Here is a 20,144-nt window from a genome sequence, read left to right as displayed (position 1 = left end):
GGCAGTTGTGGTTGAAATAATTTTTCTTCTTTTTATTTATATTAAATATAAATAAGCTTTTTTTTCTGAAGTTCCCTTATTACATTTGCCATGTTATTTAAAACAAGTCTAAATAAATACTACTACTATGAATCAAAAATATTTTCTGCTAATGCTTCTGTTGGCAGTAGTGCAACAAGGCCTCGCCCAAAGTAACGGAAGCCTGCGCGGGAAAATCATCAATAACAACAGAGCGGCCGTCTCTAATGCCAATATTGACATTGAAGGAACCAGCATTGGAACAGAATCTGAAGATGATGGTGAATTCGTACTTCGCAATATTCCGGGTGGCAATTACACCCTTAGAATTTCTTATGTGGGTTACCAAACCAAAGAAATAGCGGTTTCAGTACAAAATGGCAGAACCACCACCGTTCCCAATATTATCCTTAATAGTAAAGAAGAACAGCTGGGAGAAGTAGTGCTTCGTGCAAATGCCAATACTAATGAATTTGCACGCACTAAAAGTGAATATGTGGCAAAACTGCCGCTAAAGGACATTGAAAATCCCCAGGTTTATAATACCATTACCACAGAACTGATGAAGGAACAGGTGGTTACCGATTTTGATGACGCGCTTAAAAATGTGCCGGGAATCTTCAAACTCTGGGAATCTACCGGAAGAGGAAATGATGGTGCCGGTTACTTTTCTTTAAGGGGATTTGCCGTACAGCCCACTCTTGTAAACGGCCTTCCCGCTGTGACCAATGGAAGCCCCGATCCTGCCAATATCGAACGGGTGGAGGTTATTAAAGGGCCTTCAGGAACCCTATACGGGAGCAGCCTTATTTCTTACGGCGGGCTTATTAATATCGCCACTAAGCAACCTTACAGCTATTTTGGCGGGGATATTACCTACACCATGGGAAGTTATGGTTTAAACCGCATCACTGCCGATGTTAACACTCCGTTAGATGAAAAGGGAGATGTGGCCTTGCGCCTGAATACCGCCTATAACTGGGAGGAAAGCTTCCAGGATGCCGGGTTTAAAAAATCATTATTTGTGGCACCGTCTCTTAGTTATAAGGTTAACGACCGACTTTCTTTTTACCTGAACACCGAATTCTACAGTGGCCAGAGTACCAATCCCGCCATGCTTTTTGTAGACCGCGGAGCGCCACTTCGAGTAAACAATATCGGGGAACTGGGATACGATCCTGAACGTTCCTATACCAGCAACGATCTTGTGCTTGAAAACCCAACTTTCAGCCTGCAGGGACAAATGTTCTATAAGCTTTCAGATGAATGGACCTCGCAAACAGCAGTTTCCCGTGGATCAACCAAATCTAAAGGTTACTATTCCTACCTCTATGAAACCACCAGGTTTTACCAGGGCCAGGACGAAATTGAAGGGGAAGTGACGAACCTTGATGAAGGTGTGGTATTTACCCGATATATGAACAACCAGAACTCTACCACGCTTACTACCGATCTTCAGCAAAATTTCATCGGCGATTTTGAAATTGCAGGGATGAGAAACCGCATGGTTGTTGGTTTGGATTATTATAACCGCCAGGTGACCGATAACAGCACAGGCTATGTTGGCAACGGCAATATTTACATTGGTGATGCCAGCCTGGAGAACATCAACCAGAGTGTGTACGGGATTTATGATCCTGCGGCCTATGTAACCAATAATGACAGTGGAATTCTTTCCAGCCAGGGAGTGGACTATTTACTGCGGAATGCCCCAAGAAACAACAACCAGACCCAGGAAGAAGTTTACAGCGCCTACGTTTCTGATGTGATCAATTTCACCCCGGCGCTTTCGGCCATGGCTAGTTTGAGAATAGACCAGTTTGAAAGTGATAACAACAGCCAGACGGCGCTTTCTCCTAAATTTGGAGTGGTTTATCAGCCGGTATTGGACAAGGTTTCGATATTTGCCAATTATATGGACGGCTTTAGCAACGTGGCCCCACAGGAAGAGGGAGATCCCGCAGAAGGGCTAACCACTACGGTAACCTTCGATCCAGAACACGCGAGCCAGCTGGAGGTGGGAACTAAACTAAGTTTGTTGCAAAACAGGCTTCTTGCCACCTTTAGTTATTATGATATCCAGGTGTCTAATATTGTAATGGAGGAAACCGGCAGGCCTTTTTATTATGTGCAGGACGGGGAGCTTTACAGCCGCGGATTTGAAGCCAGCATCACCGCTAATCCCGTAGATGGTTTAAATATTATTGCCGGGTACAGCCATAATGAAAGTGAGCTTACCCAATCGGACCAAACCGATTTTCTTGGCAGAAGACCGGAATCTGCCGGGCCTAAGGATATGGCGAACCTGTGGGCAAGCTATAAGTTCCAGATGGGTAGCCTGCAAGGTTTCGGAATTGGTTTTGGAGGAAATTACGCCGGGGATAACATGATCTTTAACCGGCAGTTGGGCGGAGTTTTTACCCTACCTTCTTACACCGTATTTAATGCTTCTGTATTTTATAATGTTGAAAAATTCGCCATTAACCTGAAGCTTAACAATATTGGGAATGAAGAATATTATGCGGGATGGTCTACCATCAATCCGCAGCTGCCAAGGAACTTCCTGGCAAGTTTAACTTATAAGTTTTAATCCTTAATTAAAGAACACCGCCGGAAAGTTTAATTCTTTCCGGCGGTTTTTATTTTGAAGATGAAAAAGAAAAAACAGCATTCCTTTAAAAAATGGATAGGCAGGCTACACCTCTGGCTGGGCCTTTCTTCAGGAATTATTGTTTTTATTGTAGCGCTTACCGGCTGCATTTTTGTTTTTCATGATGAGTTGAAAGATCTGGCTTATGACTGGCGCAAGGTTGAACTTCAGCATAAACAATTTGCGAAGCCTTCAGAAATTCAGCAGAAGATAAAGCAATTCTATCCTGAAGCCGATGCCAGTATGGTGGTGTACCAAAACCGTGAAAGGCCGGCACAGGTATTTACCAATATCAATGGTGTCCCGCATCAGCTGTATTTTAATCCCTATTCGGCAGAGCTTGTTCATGTTCAGAACCTGGAAGAAGATTTCTTCAGCTTAATTGAAGACCTGCACATGCACCTTCTGCTTCCCGAGCAAACAGGAAAACAGGTGGTGGGAATTTCTACTATTGTTTTTGTGCTCATGCTCATTTCCGGCATTATCCTGTGGTGGCCAAAAAAAAAGAAGCATATCAGTAAAAACTTCAGTATAAAATGGAACGCGCGCTGGAGGCGTATAAATTACGACTGGCACAGGGTTACCGGAATTTATATTTCCATTATAGCACTGCTTATAGCGCTTACGGGTTTGGGAATTTGCTATGAATGGATGCATGAAAGCTTCTATGCGGTTGGGAATTTATGGCAGGACCGTCCTGAAGACCAGGTTTCAGAAACTATTACCAATTCCGGGGCATTAAACCCTGCGGCTGTGGATAGTGCTTTTTTGCAGACCAAAAACCTGATGCCTCAAAGCGGAATGCTATTCGTGTGGCAGCAGTCTCCCGAAAAGCCAATTGTAACCGGGGCTTATCCGGAATCGCTGGAATTTGACCACCAGTCTAATTTTTATTTTCATCCCGGCAGCGGAAAATTGCTGCAATCGAAATTATATTCAGAAAAAAGTCGGGGCCTGAAATTGCAGGAAATGAACTACGGTTTGCACACCGGCCAGTATCTTGGGCTGGCAGGAAAAATAATTGCCTTTACAGTAAGTTTGTTTGTTGCAGGTTTGCCCGTATCTGGCTGCATGATCTGGTGGGGGAGAAGGAATAAGAAAAAAAAGAAAACCGCTAAACCCGTCCTGGCATGAAGAAGAAAAGGAATCACAGCTTTAAAAAGTGGATAGGAAAAATCCATTTGTGGCTGGGCCTTGTTTCCGGGATAATCGTATTTCTGCTTTCCGTTACCGGATGCATTTTTGTCTTTAGTTCAGAGATAAATGAACTGGTAAGAAAGGATGAGCTTTACGTTCAACCCGAAGGAGCGCCATTGCCGGTATCGGAACTATGGGAAAGCGCGCAGGAGCATTTAGGTGCAGGAATGCCTCTTTCATGGGCGTATATATATAATCCGCCGGAAAAAAGCTGGGTGTTTTACGCTTATAAAACCAGTCCTGATGCTATCACATATTTTGGCAACCTGGAATATTATAAGGCGGTTTATGTAAATCCTTATTCGGGGGAAATCCTTGGCATTTACGATGAGGAGTTCGACTTCTTTAATATTATTAAATTCTTACACTGGAGCCTGTTGCTTAAAACCGAAATAGGGCAGCCTGTAGTGGGATGGGCAACTTTTATTTTCGTGATAATGCTCATAAGCGGGATAGTGCTTTGGTGGCCAATAAACCGGAATGCGGCAAAACAGCGGTTTTCATTTAAATGGAAAGATACCACCAGCTGGAAACGCAAAAATTACGACCTGCACAATATCCTTGGCTTTTACGTGGCGTCCCTGGCGCTTATCCTGGCCATAACAGGAATGGTCTGGGCTTTTACCTGGATGAAAGGGATTGTTTATGCTGCAGGAGCGGGAAGTACACAGCCGCCTGCGATAGAATATAAGCAATCCAATCCTTCCGCAGTGAAGGTGGCGCATCCCATAGATGTGGCTTACCACAATGCCGTTAAAGCTTATCCTGCTTCAAACGGTTTTCGCTTTACCCCGGCTGCCGGGGAGACAGGCGCCATAAACGCCTACGTGCAGGAGTATGACGGGGTGTACTATAAAAGCCATATGCTACAGTTTGACCAGTATTCGGGGGAATTGATCAATACCCGCGATTATGAGGAAAAGAATTTTGGAGAGCGGCTTATCGAGGCGAACTACGATATTCATGTGGGGGCCATTTTGGGCATTCCCGGGAAGGTGCTTATGTTCTTCGCCAGTTTAATTTGCGGTTCACTGCCGGTAACAGGCTTCCTGGTATGGTGGAAGCGAAAGAGTAAATTCAAATATCTGGTGAGATCTTAAATCACAACGGGTTCAAAATCCAGACGATTTTGAACCCGTTTTATTTATCCTGTTTTCAGCTTAAAAAAGTATGGCGTCTACTATGGCGCCAACCACGGCAAGTATTATGGCCAGCCATAAAGATGGGGCAAAGCCAACCGTTCTAAAATCATCACTTATTTTATCGGCTATTTCAATAATAATCGCGTAGGCGATAATACGGGTTATAAAACCGAGGCCGAGGAAATAAAATATTCCCAGGGTGGCAATGTTAAGTATGGCAGTTAGGAGCCAGCTAAGAAGGAAGCTTAAAACGCCAATTATTAAAGCGACCAGTAAAGCCGTTTTAAATCCTTTTAATTCTACTTTAGACATCATTTTAGCGGCGGCAAGTAAAACGGCCGCATCTATTACTATGTGCAATAACCACTGTAGCATATTTTCTGGTTTTAAGGGTTAGAAGTTTAAAGTTAGGAAAAATTATTCCAGTCTTTTCTTTAAAGTGGCAGGTTCCCCATCGGTAATGACTTCCCAGAGCGCCTTAAAATTAGCAAGTTTCTCGCGTCTCCTAAGGCGGGTGGAAGTTTCATACTCTTTTTTGTCGGCAACAAAACCAGTGTAATCCAATCCCAGGTTTTTAGCGATAAACATGGTCCTGGGCAGGTGAAACCGCTGGGTAACCACAATGGCGTCTTTAATTCCTATTACTTCATTAGACCTGTACATGCTGTCGTAAGTATCGAAGCCCGCATGATCTTCAAGAACATTGTTTTCCGGAATGCCGCGTTGCAAGAGGTAATTTTTCATCGCGCCAACCTCGTCATAATCAGCAGTTTTATGGTCTCCGGATACCAGGATTTGCTCCACCTTTCCTGCCTGGTAAAGTTCAATTGCGGTTTCTATGCGGTCCTGTAACACAGGGGAAAGCTTCCCGTCTGAATGTACGCTGGCACCAAGCACAATTACTGTTCTGGCTTCGGGTACATTCTCGATTTCATCATAAATTAAATTAGCCGTATCTTTTTTAAGATATGCTTCAAATCCTAGTACAATCATACTTGCCAAAATCACGAAAATGGCAAAAGTGAGGATAATTTTTTTTATCAGTCTCATGCAAACATGAAAGTTAAAGTGGTTCGAATATAGCCAATAAAATTTGATGTATAGGTTTAATTTATCTTATTTGTAAGCACAACGAATATTCATTGTTTAAATTTGCAAAGAATCCTAAAAAATTCAATGTTATGGGGAATATCGAAGCCCTGGAGTGGCGTTACGCGACCAAAAAGTTTGCTTCTGAAAAAATCCTGCCTTCAGAGAAGGTGGAAATTCTGAAGAAGGCCTTTAACCTAACGGCTACTTCTTATGGCTTGCAGCCAATTAAGATGGTGGTGATTCAGAATAAGGAAATTCAGGAGAAACTGAAGGAATTCAGCATGAACCAGCTACAAATTAGCACGGCCTCTCACGTGTTGATTATTTGCATTGAAAAGGAAGTAGGGCAGGAGTTTATCGAGAATTATTTTACCAGGGTAAAACACATACGGGAGACACCCGATGAAATCCTAAGTCCGTTTAAAAAGTTTTTGGTAGAAGATTTTAAATCGAAACCCGATAATGAAATTGCCTTATGGTCTGTAAACCAGGCTTACCTTGCCCTGGGAACGCTCCTCACCGTTTGTGCTACGGAAGAAATTGATGCCTGCCCCATGGAAGGTTTTGAACCCGCTAAGTATGATGAATACCTTCAATTAGGGGAACATAATTTGAAGTCGGTGCTGGTGCTGCCCGTGGGTTATCGCGCCGAGGACGATATGTTTTCCAGCTTTAAAAAAGTAAGGAGACCCCTGGAAGACGTAATAATTGAAGTAGATTAATAATTCACGTAATCTGTAATCTCCAGTCCGTAACCCACCATTCCGACTCTTTTTGTTTGCTGCGAATTAGAAAGCAACCTTATTTTATGGATTTCCAGGTCATGAAGGATCTGTGCGCCAATTCCAAAGTCTTTATTATCCATGTTCACGGGAGGAGCTTTTAATTCACCTTTTTTCTGTATTTCTTTCAATTCGCCTAACCTGTGCAGTAAATTTCGGGACTGGTTAGCAGGATTTATAAAAACAATAGCCCCGCGGCCTTCTTCATTGATCGCCCTAAACATTCCATCCAGTTTTTTATCGGCATCGTTGGTAAGCGTGCCCAGGATATCATTATTCACCAAAGTGGAATTCATCCTTACCAGTATCTCTTCTTCGGGTTTCCAGCTGCCTTTGGTCAATGCTATATGAACCTGATTATTGGTAGTCTGTTTGTACGCTTTCAACCTGAATTTTCCAAATCTTGTCTCTACATCAAAATCTTCTTTTTTCTTAATAAGAGAATCGTGTTGCATCCTGTAAGCAACAAGGTCTTCAATAGAAACCACCTTAAGGTCAAAACGTTGTGCAACGTCCATAAGCTGGGGCAGGCGGGCCATAGTCCCGTCCTCGTTCATTATTTCCACAATCACTCCTGCCGGAGCGTAGCCTGCCAAACGGGCAAGGTCTATCGCGGCCTCCGTGTGCCCGGTTCTTCGCAAAACCCCACCTTCTTTGGCTTTAAGCGGAAAAATATGCCCGGGCCTGCTGAGGTCGTAAGGTTTGGTTTCAGGATCTATAAGGGATTTTACGGTTTTGGCCCTGTCTGCAGCAGAAATTCCCGTGGTAACGCCTTTGCCTTTCAGGTCTACAGAAATAGTAAAAGCGGTCTCCATGGGATCGGTATTGGTGCCCACCATCATCTCGAGGCGCAGTTCTTTGCAACGGGCTTCGGTAATTGGGGCGCAAATAAGGCCTCTCCCGTGGGTGGCCATAAAATTGATCATTTCGGGCGTTACCATTTCGGCGGCAGCTACAAAGTCGCCTTCATTCTCCCGGTCCCTGTCATCAACAACAATCACTACTTTACCGGCGCGAATATCTTCAATAGCATCTTTGATATTGTCCAGTTTTAATGAATTCCGGTTTTCTTTTAATTCTGCCATTGTAATGTGGTTTGGGCTGCAAAGATATTATTCTGTTTTATCTTTAGCCTTAGTGATTCCGGCTTTTTTCAGCAGTCGTTTTATGGGTTCAAAGAAATTCCCGATAACAAACAACCCCTGATCTGTAGTAGCACGGTAAGTTAGAAAAATTCCCAGTGGCAACATAATAAAAGTGGATAGCCATGTAGCTATAAAAGGACTCAGGCTGCCATCTTCCGCAGAATTTTTCGCGAAAATCCCAATGAAGTGGTAGGTAAGAAAAAGCAGGATTGCCACTACCATAGGTAAGCCCATTCCTCCTTTCCTGATTATTGCGCCCAAAGGAGCGCCCACAAAGAAAAGTACAAAACAGGCTACAGCAAGCGCGTATTTTTCGTGCAGGGCAATTTCGAATTTATTGAGTTGTTTGGAATTCGCTTTTAGTTCGTTTTTTTTCAGGTTGAGATGAGATAAGGCTGCTTCTACAGATCCTGTTGCAAAACCTGCAATTTGCGCGGCCTGCTGGGTACTGTAAAGATCCAGTACAGAGTCGCCAATTTCAGCAGTGGTGGTATCTGCCGGCTCATAATTTAAACCAATAGTAGTCATACCCGTACGGCTGTACATATTGGTTTTAAAACTTTCTACCTGCTTGTTGTACGCAGTGGAAAATGAATCTATACTTTGGCGGAGTTCTGAAATCTTAAGCATTCCCTGCGTATTTCGGTAAGTTTCATCCTCCATATCCACATCATTCCATTCTGAAAGGTCTATGTTTATGGTGTATTCTTCAAAATAACTTTTGGCGTAGGGTTTGTCTCTTCTTTTGCCGGGATCATTCGGCTGGATTTCATCATAATAATTTCCATCTTTCAGGATAAGCGAAAGGATATCAGAATCTGTACTTCCCGCCAGCTCTCCTTTATTAGCTTTCATAACGGTGAAGTTTCCGCTCCTGGGGCCTTTTTTATGAATAATTACATCGGAAAGGTATTGGCCGTTGTCGCCGCTTTTGTCTTCTACTTTAATGTTGATATTGCCAACTTCATTAAATATACCTTCGGTTATAGCCATAGCGGGTTTTAATTTGGCTATATTCTTTCTCAGGTTTATAGATTTAAATTCTGCCGCGGGAATTACATTATTGGCGAAAAAGAAGGCCGTTAAGCTGACCAGAAATATAAAAATCGTTAGCCCCCGCATTGCCCTTTGCAGGGAAATCCCGGAAGACTTCATTGCCGCGAATTCATAGTTTTCAGCAAAATTCCCAAAGGTCATTATTGAGGTGAGGAGAATGGTGAGCGGAAGGACCAGAGGGATAAGCTTGGGCGAAAAATAAAGCAGAAATTTAAAGATAATTTCTGTATCCAGGTCCTTTCCCGCAAGTTCACCTATGTACAGCCAAATAGTTTGCAGTACAAAGATGAACATGAGAATTATAAAAACGGAAAAGAAGGTCTTTAGGTAACTGGTTAATATGTACCGGTCTAATATTTTCAATCTAGTCTAATCTGTTAATGTAGTAGTTGGAATACCTGTCCTCATCAAAGTTAAAAAGGTTTTGAGCCAAGGGCTGATCTGTTTTAAAACTTTTCACGGTAATAGTGATTTTTGTGCCATTGTCCTGGGTCTGGATGAGGTTATAGATATTTTTAGTTTGGGTGTCTATTCCCAGCAGGATATTTTTAACTTCCGCGTCGCTATCTTTCGGAATCAGTTTTACATACTGGATTTTTCTTCCTTTAACATCCTGGGTAATATCCCACTGGTAAGTATATCCATCCTGGTAGAAGGTGAACATTTTTGATGGGGTTATACTATTGCTGTCTTCTTCAACATAATTAGAAATGTTGATTTCCTCATCTTCAGGAATAATAGTATAGATTTTCTTCCCGTCAAACATTTGGGTGGTTCCCATAAGGTTCAAGACATATTTATCACCTTTTATACTTACATCGCCGCGGGTTTCCTGGCTCACATTTTCAGCAGTGTTTTCCAGGGCGTATTTAAAATCTATCACCATGTTATCATAAGACTTTACCTTAGAAGAAACTTCGTTGAGTAAGGCTTCAGCTTTATCGGAATTTTGGGCGCTCAATCCCAGGCTTAACAGAGCGGTAAAAAGTAAGATCAGTTTTTTCATTTTCAAGTAATTTTTTCAGGACGGTTGGTAGTCCTTCGCCCCTAAGGGCTTTCATTTAATAATTGTTCCAGAGCTGCCAAATCTGTAATTAAAACCTGCCTCGCCTTGCTTCCTTCAAAAGGGCCAACAATTCCTGCAGCCTCAAGCTGGTCTATAATTCTACCGGCACGATTGTACCCAAGTTTTAATTTACGTTGCAGCAAAGAAGCCGAGCCTTGTTGGGCGGTAACAATTACCTCTGCGGCTTCCCTGAAGAGTTTGTCTCTTTCGCTCACATCTATATCAACTCCTGTGCCATTCTCTTCCCCTTCGTAGGCTGGCAGCAGGTGGGCATCTGGATAGGCTTTTTGAGAACCTATAAATTCGGTAATCTTATCTACCTCGGGGGTATCTACAAATGCGCACTGCAAACGCTTCATTTCGCTGCCCTGGGTAAACAGCATATCCCCGCGGCCAATTAACTGATCTGCTCCCTGGCTGTCCAAAATGGTCCTGGAATCTATCTTGGAAGTCACCCTAAAGGCAATCCGTGCCGGGAAATTGGCTTTTATAATACCTGTAATGACATTTACCGAAGGCCTTTGTGTGGCGATAATTAAATGGATTCCCACGGCACGCGCCAGCTGGGCAAGCCGGGCAATAGGAGTTTCCACTTCTTTCCCGGCAGTCATTATTAAATCGGCAAACTCGTCTACCACCAGGATGATATAAGGCAAAAATTTATGTCCGTTCTCAGGGTTTAATTTCCTGTTCCTGAACTTCACGTTGTATTCCTTTATATTCCGGACCATCGCATCCTTCAGCATTTCGTAGCGGTTGTCCATTTCAATACACAGGGAATTCAGCGTATGGATTACTTTGGTATTATCTGTAATAATAGCTTCTTCAGTATCAGGCAGTTTTGCCAGATAATGCCTTTCAATTTTATTGAAGAGTGTGAGCTCTACCTTTTTTGGGTCTACCAGTACAAATTTCACCTCTGCCGGATGCTTGCTGTAGAGCAGGGAAGTTAGAATAGCATTTAAACCTACAGATTTACCCTGGCCTGTGGCACCTGCCATAAGCATGTGTGGCATTTTGGCAAGGTCTACCACAAAAGTTTCGTTAGAGATGGTTTTTCCAAGCGCCATTGGCAGTTCCATTTCAGCACTCTGAAATTTTGGGGAAGCAATTACCGAACGCATGGAGACAATAGTAGAATTTTTATTAGGAACTTCAATACCTATGGTTCCTCTGCCGGGAATAGGGGCAATAATCCTGATTCCCAATGCTGATAGCGAAAGGGCAATATCATCTTCCAGATTCTTGATTTTGGAAATCCTGATGCCTGCTTCGGGCACAATTTCGTATAAAGTTACCGTTGGCCCAACAGTAGCCTTAATTTGCGCAATTTCGATCTTGTAGTTCTTCAGGGTTTCAACAATCCGGTTCTTATTGCCCTCAAGTTCTTCCTGATTAACGGTAATTCCACCGCCATAATCCTTCAGGAGTTCCAGCGTGGGAAATTTATAATTGCTGAGTTCCAGCGTAGGATCAAATTCGCCAAAATCCTTTACAGCTTTGGCACTAAGATTATCTTCATCTAATTCATCTTCTTCTGGCGCGGTTTCAATTTCCATTTCCACTTCGCCAGGCTCCTCTTTTTTAGCAGCAGGAGTAGAGGGAGAGGCTTTCTTTTCTTCAGCAACTTTTGTTTGCAGTTCTATTTCTGAAGCAAACTTTTCTTCTTCCTCTTTTCCTATAACTTCTTCTTTCCAATCCTTCTCCTCGTCGGTTTCAGAAATTTGCTCTTTTTCCTTTTGGAATTCAGACTGGAAATCCTTCTTTGAAGTTTTGATGTAGCTTCCTACAAGTTCCGGGGTTACTTTTAATCTTACCGTAAGGTAGACCATGAACAGGAACAACATCAAAAGTACCGTTCCGAAGAAGCCCAGGTAATCCTGGAGAAAATCATTCATTTCAAAACCAATCCTGCCGCCCAGGAGGGAATTGTCTGCGGCAAAAAATCCGAAGAAAATGGAGAGCCAGATCATAACGAGTATCCCCCAAAACCAGAATTTCTGAAGATTTTGTCTTTTTAAATCAAAGAAGAGGTAAATCCCGGTAAGGCTTACCAGAAATCCAATAATAAAAGCGGCAATTCCAAAGCCCTGGTAAATAAAGAAATCGCTAATAAGGGCGCCAAACTTGCTCAGCCAGTTTTTGGCTTCAATCTCCCTGTCTGCAAAATGGTTGAGCGTGCTTTGGTCTGCCTGCCAGTTAAATAAAAATGAAATAAATGCCACCAGCAAAGCCAGGCCAAATAACATTAAAAAACTACCTAAAACCACCTTTTGTTGCCTGCTTAATGTAAAGCGGGATTTTGAAAGATTTTTTTTTGGAGGTTTTCTTGTTTTAGCCTTCTTTTTAGCCATAGATGATTTGGAGTATTTCGGCAAAAATACAAATTAGCCTTATCTAAAATAAAGAAAAGGTACAGGTATTTAAAATTAACATTTCCGTGGTATTATTAAACGTAGAATGAATGGAAATATGATATTTCTCATTTCTATAAAGAAATATTAACATTTATTTTGTATTTTAATATAACATCCATTATTCAGCAATTTTAAAATGCAGGACATGAAAACTATTATTGTTGCCACCGATTTTTCTCCTGAAGCTGAAAATGCCCTTTCTTACGCTGCAGATTTTGCAAATAAAATTGAAGCCAGGGTCATTTTGTTCAACTCTTTTACTATTCCCATACATTTAGGAAATTCTATTTTACCGGCAGAAGCTCTTAACCGGCTGGAAGAAGAAAACACAGCCTTACTGGAAGAAAAATGTAAATGGCTGGAGGAGGAGAAACATCTGGAGGCGCATTATGAATCTGGACTGATGCTGGACGTTGCTACTGAGCTCAACCGGCTTTTTAAAAAATACAAGGCAGATTTGATAATAATGGGAATGGCGGGAAAATCTGTAGCTCAGGACATATTTGGCAACACCACCACTTCAGCAATTATGAAACATAGTTATCCTGTACTGGCTGTACCAGAAGAGGTAGGATTTTCGGGTATTAACAATATTCCTTTCGCTTATGATAAGATGAAAGAAGGGCATCATGAAATTTCAGCAAAAATCTGTGAACTGGCAGAATTTTTTGACTCTAAAGTTGAAGTTTTCCATGTTCAGAAATTGATGGAGAAAAAGTGTGAGAGAAAGCGTATAGAAAAAGAATTTACAGATGCAAACTACGACTTTAAGGAAGTGGAATCTGATGAAATTATTGAAGAAATAGAAAATGAAATTAAAAGGTGGCCTGCAGATTTGTTGGTAATGGTGCCTCAAAAGTACAATTTCTGGGAATCGCTGTTGCACAGGAGTAAAACCCGAATGATGGCTTCAAGATCTGCCGTACCTGTTTTAAGTATTCCCCTGGTAACTTCAGAAGGAGAAGGTGCGGTGTAGGCTGAATTTTACCGCGACTTAAACCTCGCTTTCTTTTAGAGGAAATTCAACAACGGGGCAATAAAACGATCAAAAGCTTCTATATGCGGAAGATGGCCAACATTTTCAATTTCCACCAGCTTGGCATTTGGAATTTTTTCTGCTGTTTTTTCTCCAAGTTGGTCGTAAAGGCCCATTGTTGCTTTTACTTCTTCAGAAACAAGATTTTTGCCCAGTGCGGTTCTATCTCTTGTTCCTATAATTAATAAAGTGGGCACTTCAATTTGATCAAACTCATAAACTACAGGCTGGGTAAGGATCATATCGTAAGTAAGTGCGGAATTCCAGGCGATAAGCGGATATTTTTCATTGAGCGTCCAGCCGGCCAGCAGTTTCGCCCATTCGGCATAATCTTCGTTCCACTCTCCCGCGTAATAACTCTCTTTCTCGTAATTTTTTATAGCCTCATAATCTTTTTTAAGTTCCTGCTGATACCAGTCATTCACACTCTGGTACGGAATTTTCAGTTTCCAGTCTTCAAGGCCAATTGGGTTCACAAGAACCAGGTTATTTGTAATTTCAGGGTACATGAGGGTGAAGCGTGTTGCCAGCATTCCGCCCATGGAATGGCCGAGCACATCCAGTTTCTCTATTCCCAGGGAATCGATGAGTTTTTTGGTATTTAAAGCAAGCTGCTGGAAAGTGTACTGAAAATAATCTGGTTTGCTGGACTTGCCAAAACCCAGCTGGTCCGGTACCAGTACATTAAATCCTTCTTTGGTGAGCGCATCTATGGTGGTTTCCCAGTAAGCGCCGTTAAAATTTTTTCCATGAAGCAACATAACCGTCTTTCCATTGGCATTTTTAGGCTGCACATACATATAGGCCATTTCGTAAGTTTCCTGCTGCGCATTGAACTTAAAGAAGTTCACAGGGTAAGGATATTCATAATTGCTGAGCCTTATTCCCAGCTCTTTAACTTCTTCCTGGGCATTTATGGGAACAATGGTGAAAATGATTAAAAAGAACAGGATATACTTCTTCATGCTGTAGTTTTATTACTAAAAATTTTATGGAAAAATATAGGGGAGATAAATAAAACCCGCGATAATCACTGCAATTACTGCGGTAAAAAATACTGCTCCTGCAGCTACATCTTTAATATGTCCAATTTTACTGTGAAAATCGGGGTGTACAAAATCGGCCATGGCTTCCACCGCTGTGTTTAAACCTTCACATCCCATAACCAGGCCAATGGCGGTGAACTGGAACATCCATTCTGTTTTGCTGATATCAAAGTAGAAACCTGCAATAGTGACCCCAACCGCAATTACAAACTGCACCTGAACGCTGGGCTCGTGCCTTAGCAACAACCAGGCGCCTTTCATAGCGTAGCCTCCTCCTCTAATACGTTTTCCGAGGAAACTATCTCTCATTATAACAGGGTTTTTAGCGCTGCAAGATAATCAGGTTCTTCAGCGATATCGGGCACCTGTTGGCTGTGAATTACATTTCCGTTTTCATCCAGTACAATTACCACCCGCGAAAGGAGGCCTTCCAGTGGGCCGTCAATCATTTCCAGGCCATAATCTTTTCCGAAGTTACGCTCCTTAAAATCGGAAAGGTTAATAACATTGTCCAGCCCTTCATCGTCTACAAACCTCTTTTGGGCAAAGGGTAAATCCCTGGAAATACAAAGCACCACGGTATTTTTTAAATCGGTGGCCCTTTCATTAAAACTTCTTACCGAAGTGGCACAAACGCCGGTATCGATACTCGGGAAAATGTTCATAATTACCCTTTTTCCCTTAAAATCATTTAAAGTGGCGGTGGAAAGATCAGTCTTTATAAGTTCAAAATGCGGTGCTTTTTCATCTTTGGCAGGAAGGTCCCCATAAGTCGTAATCTGCTCTCCCTTAAAAGTTATCTGTGACATATAAATTTTTTTTGATTCATAAATTTAGGATTAAACTGATTGAGTAATACTAAAATTATCATAAAAACAAAAAGGCCGCTTTATTTTACAAAAGCAGCCTTTTTTGAGGTTAATGTGTTGTAAAAAAGCAGGTTATTTATCAATTGAACCTAAAACCTTTTTTACGAAATTATTTGCAGCGTCCATTTCAGAATCGCCATTTTCAATCATTTTATGAACTTCAACGGCTCCACAAAGATTGGTGATTAACTCCCCGATTACGTCCATTTCCTGTTCAGAAACAGAGCGGTGCTCGGTGAAACTTTCCAGTACATCTATGGTATTTTCAAGTTTCTCAATCTCGTTGTTGCGCTGAAGGTGTTTAATTACCGGTAACTTCATTCACTAAGTCTTTTAGCGGCTCAAATTTGTTGGTTTGAACCTGGTTCACGAAATTTCCATTTTTGAATGTTGCGAAAGTAGGCAGGTTGTTCACGTTAGCCAGTTTCCTGGATTCCGGATATTTCTCGGCATCTACCATCAGGAAGCTTGCGCTTTCATTTTCAGAAGCCAGCTTTTTGAATTTTGGCTTCATAAGGCGGCAGTTACCGCACCATCCGGCCATATACTGCACTACAACCGTTCCGTTTTCGGCAACTATTTCGTTTAAATTATCTTTATCTAATTCTTTTATCATAACAGTTTCTTTCCCTTTTTTTAGTTTAAGCTAAGGTAAGACGCAACGCCTTCTCTGTCGGCATTCATTGCTTCTTTACCTTCTTCCCAGTTTGCAGGGCATACTTCTCCTTTTTCCTGTACGTGAGTATAAGCATCGATCAAACGAAGAAATTCGTTTACGTTTCTACCAAGTGGCATGTGGTTCACACCTTCATGAAAAACAGTTCCTTCCTCGTCTATAAGGTAAGTAGCTCTGTACGTTACGTTATCTCCTTCCACAGTTAAATCTCCTGTTTCCTCATCGTAAGATTCGTTGGTAATGTCCAGGATTCCAAGTCTTGAAGCAAGGTTCCTGTTAGAGTCTGCAAGAATTGGGTAAGTTACGCCTTCAATTCCACCATTGTCTTTAGGAGTATTCAACCATGCGAAATGTACTTCTGGAGTGTCGCATGATGCTCCAATTACCATTACATTTCTTTTTTCAAATTCCTCCAAGGCTTTTTGAAAAGCGTGAAGTTCTGTAGGGCAAACGAAGGTGAAATCTTTTGGATACCAGAAAAGGAGAACTTTCTTATTATTTTTTTGCGCTTCTTCAAGAACGTTTAACTGAAAAGTGTCACCCATTTCGTTCATAGCGTTTACGCTCAAATTTGGAAATTTTCTTCCTACTAATGCCATATTGATTTATTTTTTAGGTTTATTATTTCGTTTTATTTTCTGGTGCAAATTTAGGCAATGAATGCAGTATCTCAAGCATTCCAAATTTTAATTTTTTATATGATAATAAGCTCAAGCTATTGTTTGTGGTAAGTAAAATAAGATCTTTCTATTTTAGCTGATAAGGCCTGTTAAATCTAGGCTTTTGCTGGTTTGGCAGAATTGCTTTTGCTGCTTAAATGCCTGATTTTGATGTGTAAAGCGGCAAAAAGCAAGGTCATAAACGGGCTGAGGTAATTGAAAATGGCGTAGCCAAAATACGAAGCAACCGGTACGCCCAAAACGCCACTGTGATATGCGCCGCAGGTGTTCCACGGAACAAGTACTGAAGTTACCGTGCCGGAATCTTCCAGGGAGCGGCTTAAATTTTCAGGAGCCAGGCCTTTATCCCGGTATGCGTTGGCGAACATTTTTCCGGGCACCACAATAGCGAGGTACTGGTCTGATGCCGTAACATTCAGCGCGATACAGCTAAAAACCGTACTGGCGAAAAGCCCGAAAACGGTGTGAAATAAATCAAGCAGTGCCTTGCTAATCCTGGAAAGCGCGCCTATGGCTTCCATAATGCCTCCAAAAACCATCGCGCAAATAATGAGCCAGATGGTACCCAGCATTCCGGCCATTCCGCTGGAAGCAAAAAGGTCGTTCAGGGCTTCAGAATCTGTTTGTACGGCGGTATCTACGGTAATGGCATTCATAATTCCTCTGTAGCCGCTTATAAAATTCAGCTCCTCACTGCCACTAATTTCCTTAACGATATCCGGCTGCACAATAAGCGCTGCCGCGGCTCCAAGAAGGGTTCCTATAAGTAGCGCCACAAGCGGGGAAGTTTTTCTAACAATGAGAAAAATTACAATCACGGGAACCGCGAATAACCAGGGGCTGATATTAAAAGCGGCATCAATAGAATTTAAGATGGCCGAAGTATCGGTTGTACCGGTGGTATCCAGGTTTAACCCAATGATGATAAAAATGATTAGTGTTACAGTAATTGTGGGCACGGTGGTAATGGCCATGTATTTAATATGGGTAAAGAGGTCTGTTCCCGCCATAGCCGGGGCGAGATTGGTGGTATCACTTAAAGGAGACATTTTATCGCCAAAGTAAGCTCCGGATAGTATTGCTCCCGCAGTCATGCCCAGGCTTATCCCCAAAGCATCGGCAATCCCTATAAGAGCAATTCCCACGGTTGCAGAGGTGGTCCAGCTACTTCCCGTTGCTACCGAGATCACCGAACAAATCACTACCGTGGCCGCGAGAAAAATGGTGGGGTTCAATATTTGAAGCCCGTAATAAATCATGGTGGGAATAATCCCGCTAACCATCCAGGTGCCCGCAAGTGCCCCAACCATTAGAAGGATTAGAATGGCGCCTGCCGTACTCTGAATATTGGCGGCCACTTCATCTATCATGTCATCAAACTTTACTTTGTTGAAGTAGCCTACGATGGCGGCAACAGCGCCCCCGAGCAATAAAATAAACTGGTTTGAGCCGCTAAGGGCATCATCTCCGTAAACAAAAAGCACGTTAAAGCCCAGCATTAAAATCAATGCGAAAACAGGAATTAAAGCCTCCCAAATGTTCAGTTCTCGGTTTTTAACAATATGCTCGGTTTCGGGAAAGTGCTTTTCTGTTTCCATTCAGTATAAATTGTATAAAGTTGCAGATGAGGCCAGAGCTTCTGGGTTTCTGGCTGGTAATGTTACGATTTTGCCTGAAGCTATGCAAGAATTAAGCGGCAGTCGTGTGTGGGCGGCATCTTATTCAGTTGAAATTTAGCTCTTAAAGTTTTATAAAGCCTTTGCCCGGCATTGGTGATTGTAGAGAATAGTCGTACTTTTGTGTCTAATTTTTAAAAAATCAACACAAAAATATAAGATTATGAGTAAATATGATGTTGCGGTTATAGGTTCAGGTCCCGGTGGTTACGTGGCGGCCATCCGCTGTGCACAATTGGGAATGAAAACTGCGATCATAGAAAAATATTCCACCCTTGGCGGTACCTGCCTTAATGTAGGCTGTATTCCCAGTAAGGCGCTTTTGGATTCTTCACATCATTATCACGATGCCGTGGCACATTTTGAAGAGCACGGGATTGAAATTCCGGGAGAGGTAAAGGTAAACCTGGAGCAAATGATGAAACGAAAATCTTCTGTGGTTAGCCAGACCTGCGACGGCGTGAAATTCCTAATGGACAAGAATAAAATTGATGTTATTCACGGGGTTGGTTCTTTTGAAGATAAAACCCATATAAAAATTGAGGCTTCTGAAGGGGAATCTGAAACCATAGAAGCTAAAAATACCATTATCGCCACAGGTTCCAAACCTTCCAATTTGCCATTTATCGAGCTGGACAAGGAGCGCGTGATCACTTCTACCGAGGCGCTTAAGCTGAAGGAAATTCCAAAACATATGATCGTGATTGGAGGTGGTGTAATTGGCCTGGAGCTTGGCCAGGTGTACCGCCGCCTGGGTGCAGAAGTTACCGTGGTGGAGTTTATGGACAGGATTATTCCAATCATGGATAGTGCTCTTTCCAAAGAGTTGACCAAAGTGCTTAAAAAGCAGGGCGTAAAATTCCACGTGAGCACCAAAGTGAAATCTGTAGAGCGTAACGGCGATGAGGTTATCGTGAAAGCCGATGATAAAAAAGATAAGGAAGTAGAACTGAAAGGGGATTACTGCCTGGTTTCTGTTGGCCGCCGTCCTTTTACTGATGGATTAAATGCTGAAGCTGCCGGAGTGGAGCTGGATGACAGGGGTAGGGTAAAGGTAAACGACCATCTAAAAACCACTGCAGATAATATTTATGCTATTGGTGATGTGGTTCGTGGCGTGATGCTCGCCCATAAGGCTGAAGAGGAAGGTACTTTTGTTGCTGAAACCCTCGCCGGCCAGAAACCTCATGTAGATTATAACCTTATTCCCGGCGTGGTCTATACCTGGCCCGAAGTAGCCTCTGTAGGTAAGACTGAAGAGCAATTAAAAGAAGAAGGAGTAAAATATAAAGAAGGAAAGTTCCCAATGCGTGCTCTAGGCCGTTCCAGGGCAAGCGGGGATCTTGACGGACTCGTAAAAATACTGGCTGATGAGAAAACCGATGAGGTGCTTGGAGTGCATATGATTGGTGCCCGTACGGCCGATCTTATTGCTGAAGCGGTGACCGCGATGGAATTCCGCGCTTCTGCCGAGGATATTTCACGTATGAGCCATGCCCACCCAACTTTTGCTGAAGCGGTAAAAGAAGCGGCCCTTGCGGCAACAGATAATAGGGCGCTGCACGTCTAAAAAAAGCAATCTTTAGAACAAAGGAA

Annotated in this window: 19 protein-coding genes; 6 read left to right on the top strand and 13 right to left on the bottom strand. The window is 42.4% G+C overall.

Translation table 11 applies throughout. The annotated features are described in order from the left end of the window. Positions 1-127 precede the first annotated feature (127 nt). The 3 genes from RM553_RS15185 to RM553_RS15175 are packed head-to-tail and all read left to right on the top strand — an operon-like array spanning position 128 to position 4,965. Positions 128-2,608 (top strand): TonB-dependent receptor, encoded by a 2,481-nt coding sequence (locus tag RM553_RS15185; RefSeq protein ID WP_311535797.1) that lies wholly within the window; start codon positions 128-130, stop codon positions 2,606-2,608. A 60-nt stretch (positions 2,609-2,668) separates the two neighbouring features. After that, entirely contained in the window at positions 2,669-3,802 is a 1,134-nt protein-coding gene (locus RM553_RS15180; RefSeq protein WP_311535796.1) for a PepSY-associated TM helix domain-containing protein, read from the top strand. Then, complete coding sequence (locus RM553_RS15175; RefSeq protein ID WP_311535795.1) at positions 3,799-4,965, top strand: PepSY-associated TM helix domain-containing protein; 1,167 nt, start codon at positions 3,799-3,801, stop codon at positions 4,963-4,965. The genes RM553_RS15180 and RM553_RS15175 overlap by 4 nt, the downstream gene beginning before the upstream one ends. A 60-nt stretch (positions 4,966-5,025) precedes the next feature. Here the strand turns inward: RM553_RS15175 and RM553_RS15170 are convergent, their stop codons facing one another. Then, positions 5,026-5,382 (bottom strand): phage holin family protein, encoded by a 357-nt coding sequence (locus RM553_RS15170; protein WP_311535794.1) that lies wholly within the window; start codon positions 5,380-5,382, stop codon positions 5,026-5,028. A gap of 42 nt (positions 5,383-5,424) precedes the next feature. After that, the gene (locus tag RM553_RS15165) at positions 5,425-6,057 is read right to left on the bottom strand and encodes a SanA/YdcF family protein (protein ID WP_311535793.1); all 633 of its coding nucleotides are present in this window, start codon (positions 6,055-6,057) and stop codon (positions 5,425-5,427) included. A 131-nt stretch (positions 6,058-6,188) separates the two neighbouring features. Here RM553_RS15165 and RM553_RS15160 point away from each other — a divergent pair, with 131 nt between their 5' ends. Beyond that, positions 6,189-6,821, top strand: a complete 633-nt coding sequence (locus RM553_RS15160) for an NAD(P)H-dependent oxidoreductase (RefSeq protein ID WP_311535792.1) — start codon at positions 6,189-6,191, stop codon at positions 6,819-6,821. Here the strand turns inward: RM553_RS15160 and ribB are convergent. From ribB to RM553_RS15140, 4 genes are read right to left on the bottom strand one after another with little or no spacing between them, the layout of a single operon-like run. Continuing rightward, on the bottom strand, positions 6,818-7,966 hold the full coding sequence (gene ribB, locus RM553_RS15155; RefSeq protein WP_311535791.1) for a 3,4-dihydroxy-2-butanone-4-phosphate synthase: 1,149 nt from the start codon (positions 7,964-7,966) through the stop codon (positions 6,818-6,820). The two genes, RM553_RS15160 and ribB, sit on opposite strands and share 4 nt — an antisense overlap. Positions 7,967-7,993: 27 nt before the next feature. Continuing rightward, positions 7,994-9,445, bottom strand: a complete 1,452-nt coding sequence (locus tag RM553_RS15150; protein ID WP_311535790.1) for an LptF/LptG family permease — start codon at positions 9,443-9,445, stop codon at positions 7,994-7,996. A gap of 1 nt (position 9,446) precedes the next feature. Next, positions 9,447-10,088: an outer membrane lipoprotein periplasmic chaperone LolA1 gene (gene lolA1, locus RM553_RS15145; protein WP_311535789.1), complete on the bottom strand. Its 642-nt coding sequence runs from the start codon at positions 10,086-10,088 to the stop codon at positions 9,447-9,449. A gap of 41 nt (positions 10,089-10,129) precedes the next feature. Then, positions 10,130-12,502, bottom strand: a complete 2,373-nt coding sequence (locus RM553_RS15140; RefSeq protein WP_311535788.1) for a DNA translocase FtsK — start codon at positions 12,500-12,502, stop codon at positions 10,130-10,132. 208 nt (positions 12,503-12,710) lie between these two features. Between RM553_RS15140 and RM553_RS15135 the strand changes: the two genes are divergently transcribed. Further along, positions 12,711-13,541 carry a universal stress protein gene (locus RM553_RS15135; protein ID WP_311535787.1) on the top strand — a complete coding sequence of 277 codons (831 nt, stop codon included), beginning with the start codon at positions 12,711-12,713 and terminating at the stop codon, positions 13,539-13,541. 35 nt (positions 13,542-13,576) lie between these two features. On the opposite strand, the gene RM553_RS15130 is transcribed toward RM553_RS15135, so the two are convergent. From RM553_RS15130 to nhaC, 7 genes are all read right to left on the bottom strand, one after another. Beyond that, on the bottom strand, positions 13,577-14,566 hold the full coding sequence (locus tag RM553_RS15130) for an alpha/beta fold hydrolase (RefSeq protein ID WP_311535786.1): 990 nt from the start codon (positions 14,564-14,566) through the stop codon (positions 13,577-13,579). Positions 14,567-14,590: 24 nt separating this feature from the next. Continuing rightward, positions 14,591-14,956, bottom strand: a complete 366-nt coding sequence (locus tag RM553_RS15125; RefSeq protein WP_311535785.1) for a diacylglycerol kinase — start codon at positions 14,954-14,956, stop codon at positions 14,591-14,593. Continuing rightward, positions 14,956-15,456 carry a thiol peroxidase gene (gene tpx, locus RM553_RS15120; protein ID WP_311535784.1) on the bottom strand — a complete coding sequence of 167 codons (501 nt, stop codon included), beginning with the start codon at positions 15,454-15,456 and terminating at the stop codon, positions 14,956-14,958. The genes RM553_RS15125 and tpx overlap by 1 nt, the downstream gene beginning before the upstream one ends. 132 nt (positions 15,457-15,588) lie before the next feature. Then, complete coding sequence (locus tag RM553_RS15115) at positions 15,589-15,837, bottom strand: DUF6952 family protein (protein WP_311535783.1); 249 nt, start codon at positions 15,835-15,837, stop codon at positions 15,589-15,591. Beyond that, the gene (locus tag RM553_RS15110) at positions 15,818-16,132 is read right to left on the bottom strand and encodes a thioredoxin family protein (RefSeq protein ID WP_311535782.1); all 315 of its coding nucleotides are present in this window, start codon (positions 16,130-16,132) and stop codon (positions 15,818-15,820) included. Before RM553_RS15110 ends, RM553_RS15115 begins: the two co-directional genes overlap by 20 nt. A gap of 20 nt (positions 16,133-16,152) precedes the next feature. After that, on the bottom strand, positions 16,153-16,791 hold the full coding sequence (locus RM553_RS15105; RefSeq protein WP_311535781.1) for a peroxiredoxin: 639 nt from the start codon (positions 16,789-16,791) through the stop codon (positions 16,153-16,155). A 176-nt stretch (positions 16,792-16,967) separates the two neighbouring features. Then, positions 16,968-18,470, bottom strand: a complete 1,503-nt coding sequence (gene nhaC / locus RM553_RS15100) for a Na+/H+ antiporter NhaC (RefSeq protein WP_311535780.1) — start codon at positions 18,468-18,470, stop codon at positions 16,968-16,970. 241 nt (positions 18,471-18,711) lie between these two features. Here nhaC and lpdA point away from each other — a divergent pair, with 241 nt between their 5' ends. Beyond that, positions 18,712-20,118: a dihydrolipoyl dehydrogenase gene (gene lpdA, locus RM553_RS15095; protein WP_311535779.1), complete on the top strand. Its 1,407-nt coding sequence runs from the start codon at positions 18,712-18,714 to the stop codon at positions 20,116-20,118. Positions 20,119-20,144 lie beyond the last annotated feature (26 nt).

Origin of the sequence: Autumnicola tepida, assembly GCF_031846485.1 — a bacterium.
In the GTDB taxonomy this organism is placed as follows: Bacteria; Bacteroidota; Bacteroidia; order Flavobacteriales; family Flavobacteriaceae; genus Autumnicola; species Autumnicola tepida.
Note: the sequence above shows the minus strand (reverse complement) of the source record. Positions and strands in the feature narration are given on the sequence as shown.